This is a genomic window from Pseudomonas sp. P4_D7 (assembly GCF_056401755.1).
The window spans coordinates 1-5009 of record NZ_JBFUIR010000097.1; the positions used below are offsets into that span (position 1 = coordinate 1).

The 5009-nt window shown below is 54.1% G+C and carries 5 protein-coding genes; 4 read left to right on the forward strand and 1 reads right to left on the reverse strand.

Annotated elements, in window-relative coordinates:
* The coding region (locus AC1DVF_RS28275) for a LysR family transcriptional regulator (protein WP_477783527.1) at nucleotides 1–684 on the reverse strand (684 nt) is incomplete at its 3' end.
* Nucleotides 685–783: 99 nt separating this feature from the next.
* Here AC1DVF_RS28275 and AC1DVF_RS28280 point away from each other — a divergent pair.
* From AC1DVF_RS28280 to AC1DVF_RS28295, 4 genes are all read left to right on the forward strand, one after another.
* Nucleotides 784–1953: a mandelate racemase/muconate lactonizing enzyme family protein gene (locus tag AC1DVF_RS28280; RefSeq protein ID WP_016983047.1), complete on the forward strand. Its 1170-nt coding sequence runs from the start codon at nucleotides 784–786 to the stop codon at nucleotides 1951–1953.
* A gap of 102 nt (nucleotides 1954–2055) precedes the next feature.
* Nucleotides 2056–3363 carry a C4-dicarboxylate transporter DctA gene (dctA, locus tag AC1DVF_RS28285; protein WP_477783528.1) on the forward strand — a complete coding sequence of 436 codons (1308 nt, stop codon included), beginning with the start codon at nucleotides 2056–2058 and terminating at the stop codon, nucleotides 3361–3363.
* A 120-nt stretch (nucleotides 3364–3483) separates the two neighbouring features.
* The gene (locus tag AC1DVF_RS28290) at nucleotides 3484–4356 is read left to right on the forward strand and encodes an isocitrate lyase/PEP mutase family protein (RefSeq protein WP_477783529.1); all 873 of its coding nucleotides are present in this window, start codon (nucleotides 3484–3486) and stop codon (nucleotides 4354–4356) included.
* Nucleotides 4357–4382: 26 nt separating this feature from the next.
* A partial coding sequence (locus AC1DVF_RS28295) for an NAD(P)-dependent oxidoreductase (protein WP_477783530.1) occupies nucleotides 4383–5009 on the forward strand: 627 nt, incomplete at its 3' end.

Consider the following 5009-nt stretch of genomic DNA (forward strand, 5'->3'; position numbering starts at 1 on the left):
GAGTACCGCTGCCAGGTGGCTGCTGAAAATTGGTTTGAGGTGGAGGTAATCTTCCTTGCCACGCAATCTGTGGGCGACGATACGCCCCAGTCCAGACTCATGGGTGTAAGCGAGGTATGGCAATGCCGCAGGAGAGGTGCCGAAGTTAGCGGATGCACTCGTGAGGGGAACGAGAACGTCCTCGCCCACCTTCTTGCTGGTGAACTGATCAGGCGCCAGTAAAGGCGGAACATCGGGATGGCGGTGGCAGAGCAGAAACTGAACCTGACCATGTATCAGCATCTGCTCACAAACAGCCATGCTATCTGAGTGCAGTTTAACGGCCTCAATGGGGGCACCGTTTTCTGAGCTTCGAAGCCATTTCGGAAAAAATGTAAATGACAGGGAATGAGTCGCTGCGAATTGAAGCGACTTGGCTGCCATTCCTGCTACCTCTTGAGCCTCGTTGCGCATCCTGTACAAGTGTCGAGCCGCCTCCTGAGCACTGGGCAAAATTTGCCTTCCTGCCTCGGTAAGGGTTGCGCCTTGCGGTGTACGCACAAACAACTCAACGCCCATCCAGTTCTCCAATGAGCGAACTCTGCGGCTGAAAGCCGGCTGAGTAACATGCCGCGCTTCTGCCGCCCGAACGAAGCTGCCGTACTCTGCAAGCGCTGAAAGATCTTCGAGCCAAACGAGTTCCAAGGGCCATGCCTCCTGTGCATAGGGTACGGCATTAATAGCATTGGGCGGGTGACATCGCAAAGCATAACGTGGGGCCACAAACAACAAGAGGAACCCGTCATGCGTATCGTAGACATCCGTGAAAAAACAGTTTCTATTGCCTCTCCAATTGCCAACGCCTACATCGACTTTTCCAAAATGACCTGCTCGGTCGTCGCTGTTATCACGGATGTGATTCGCGACGGTAAACCTGTCATCGGCTACGGTTTCAACTCCAACGGTCGCTATGGTCAAGGCGCTTTGATGCGTGATCGCTTTCTGGCGCGGATCACCGAAGCTGATCCAGATACTCTTGTCGACCATGAAAACAACAATCTGGATCCGTTTGCCATCTGGAAAACCCTGATGACCAACGAAAAGCCAGGCGGTCACGGCGAGCGCTCGGTCGCAGTTGGCACCATCGACATGGCTGTATGGGATGCCGTCGCCAAGATTGAAGGAAAACCTCTCTATCGCCTGCTGGCTGATCGTTACCGCAACGGCGTGGCCGATGACAAAGTTTGGGTCTATGCGGCAGGTGGCTACTACTACCCAGGCAAAGACCAGACCAAGCTCAAAGCAGAAATGCAGAGCTACCTGGATCGTGGCTACGACGTCGTCAAGATGAAGATCGGTGCAGTACCGCTGGACGAAGATATACGTCGCATCGAAGCGGTACTTGAAGTGGTTGGGGACGGTCGGCGACTGGCGGTCGATGCCAACGGTCGCTTCGATCTTCAGACCGGTATTGCTTACGCGGAAGCCATCAAGAAGTACAACCTGTTCTGGTACGAGGAGATCGGCGACCCACTCGATTACGCACTTCAGGCTGAGCTTGCCAATCACTATGAACTGCCTATGGCGACCGGGGAGAACCTGTTTTCCCACCAGGACGCCCGTAACTTGCTGCGTCACGGCGGCATGCGCCCGGATCGCGACTTCCTCCAGTTCGACTGTGCGCTGTCCTATGGGCTCGTGGAGTACATGCGCACCCTGAAAGTGATGGAAGAAATGGGCTGGTCTTCGCGCCGCGTAGTGCCGCACGGTGGTCACCAGATGTCCTTGAACATCGCAGCCGGTCTGCACCTGGGCGGCAACGAATCTTACCCCGACGTGTTCCAGCCTTTCGGCGGCTTCGCCGACGGAATCAAGGTGGAAAATGGTTATGTCGGCCTGCCAGATATTCCAGGTGTTGGCTTCGAAGCCAAGTCCGCCTTGTACGCAGTCATGCGTGAGCTAGGCGAAGGCTGATCAACCTCGATCTGCGGTTTCTTTTAAAGAGATCGCAGACTCAGGCGTCACCCGCTGACGCCAAACCACATGCCCATCACAAAAATAAAATGAGGTGCTTCCGTGGAAATCTCCAAGTCCCGCTGGTACAGCCAGCTATATGTGCAGGTGCTGATCGGCATCGTCATCGGCGCTGCGATTGGTCACTTTGAACCGCAATTCGGAGCCAGGCTTCAACCTTTTGCCGATGGCTTTATCAAACTCATCAAAATGCTGTTGGCACCTATTATTTTCGGTACCGTCGTGGTTGGTATCGCCAAGATGGGCAGCATCAAGGAGGTCGGGCGGATCGGCGTCAAGGCGCTGCTCTACTTTGAAATCCTTTCCACCATTGCGCTAGTCATCGGCCTTATTGTGGTCAACATCGCAAAGCCAGGCGCCGGGATGAATATCAACGCTACCACGCTTGATGCCAGCGCTATCGCCAAGTACAGCCAAGCCGCCACGGAACAGGGCGGCACTATCGATTTCTTTCTCAACATCATCCCGAGCACCTTCATTGGCGCATTCTCGAATGGCGTCATGCTTCAGGTCATTCTGATTTCGGTATTGATGGGCGTTGCCCTCGTTCAGATGGGCGAAACCAGCAAACCGCTGATCAATACCATCGACTTGTTTCTGCAAGGGCTTTTCAAGATCGTGGCAATGGTGATGCGCCTGGCTCCCCTTGGCGCCGGCGCCGGGATGGCTTTCACTATAGGCAAGTACGGCATTGGTACCTTGCTGTCGCTCGGCCAGTTGCTGGTCGCGCTCTACATCACCACCTTGATTTTCATCGTGGTAGTGCTGGGTACGGTTGCCAGATGGTCGGGCATGCCGCTGATGCAATTTCTTCGTTATTTCAAAGATGAAATTCTCATCACGCTTGGCACCTGCTCAACCGAAGCCGTGCTTCCGCGAATGATGGTGAAACTTGAAAAGCTGGGCTGCAAGAAGTCAGTGGTGGGCATGGTGCTACCCACTGGATATGCCTTCAATGCAGATGGCACCTGCATTTACCTCACCATGGCGGCGATTTTTATCGCACAGGCAACCAATACGCCACTGACGTTTATGGATCAGATGATTCTGTTGGGCGTCTTCCTGCTGACCTCAAAAGGCTCCGCTGGCGTGGCGGGTGCCGGGTTCATAACCCTTGCGGCAACGCTAACAACCATCCACTCCATTCCCCTGGTCGGCCTCGTCTTGCTACTGGGCATTGACCGATTCCTGAACGAAGCGCGGGCCGTGACCAACCTGATCGGTAACGGCATCGGCACCATCGCCATTGCCAAGTGGGACAACTCGTTTGATGTCGAGGCCTGCGAGCGTGAAATCGCCGCCATGAAACACGAAAAAGCGGCCAGGAAGGCATTGCTGGCGCAGAAATAAACTGCAAAGGGATCCGGTCATCTCGCCTTGGAAGTGGTTATGACCGGTAGTGCCTTCCAGGTTTTCGTTCGACTCGAATGAGACCAACAAATTAATTGTAAAAGTTTGATGGAGCCGAAAATGATTGAGCGATCTCATCATGAACTGCGCAAGGCGTTTGGTGATTTACTCCAAGGCAACGTCTGCAAATTTGCTGCTTCAGTCTTCGACCCTATCTCGGTTCGTATGGCTTGCGACCTTGGCTTTGAGGTTGCCATTCAAGGTGGTTCCGTCGCCTCGCTTCAGGTACTCGGGGCACCGGACATCGCACTGCTCACGCTGGATGAGTATGTCGAGCAGGTTTCCAGAGTCGGACGGGCTAGCCACATCCCAATCATTGGGGATGCTGACCATGGATTCGGAAACGCGCTGAATGTAATGCGAACAGTGACCGAGCTGCAGAAAGCCGGTGTCGCTGCCCTAACCCTGGAAGACACCCTCCTCCCGGCCAAGTACGACGAGCAATCGTATGTGCTTATCGAGAGGGAAGAAGCCGCGAGCAAGATTTACGCTGCGCGGTTTGCCCGATCAGATGATGCGCTCACCATCATCGCCCGAACAAATGTGGCCGTTACCACCTTGGAAGATTCCATTGCACGCACTACGGCCTATGAAAAAGCCGGGGCCGACGCGATTTGCCTCGTCGGGGTGAAAGACTTCCAACACTTGGAAGCACTCACTGCACATCTCAGCGTGCCGATCATGCTGATCAATTATGGAAATCCGGCTCTGAGCGATGTTGAGAAACTGAGTGCAGCCAACGTGCGGATTGTGGTCAATGGGCATGCCCCCTATCTGTCCGCAATCAAAGCGACTTACGAGGCGCTGCGCGAACAAAGCGGCACAAAGGGGAGCGAGTTTTCCCTCCCTGAGCTGCTTTCTAAATACACGCTCTCGGACAATTACCGTGAGTGGGCGAAAACCTATTTGAAGTCAGAACACGATTCAAATTGAGTTTGAAAAAGGTGCGATAAGGCGTCATGAAAAAGACAATCCTGGCCTTCAGCCGCGTCTCACCCACGCTGCTTGAGCCTTACAAAGATACGTACAACATCATCGTCATGCGTCCAGAGCTTGGTGACATGGATGCTCAGTTCGAAGATGCCATTCCCAGCGCTCATGGATTGATCGGCGGCAATCGGCGCCTAGGTGAAGCAGAGCTCGCATCGGCTAAAAACCTTGAGATCATTTCCAGCATTTCGGTTGGCTACGACAACTATGACCTCAGCTATCTCAATGGCCGAGGGGTCATGTTGACCAATACGCCAGATGTCTTGAACGAAACCACCGCTGATCTGGCTTTCGCCCTGATCCTGGCCACAGCGAGACGCATCCCAGAGCTTGATGCCTGGACGAAAGCCGGCAATTGGACAAAGACCATCGAAGCATCCCACTTCGGATGCGATGTGCATGGAAAGACCTTGGGCATTATCGGTTTAGGCAAAATTGGAGAGGCCATCGCACGCAGAGGGCGTTTCGGTTTTGGCATGAACATCCTCTACAGCGGCAACAATCGTAAACCGCAGCTTGAGAAAGAACTCGGTGCGCGGTTCGTCCCGCAAGAGAAACTTTTAAGCGAGTCTCATTTTGTCTGCCCGGTCGTGCCG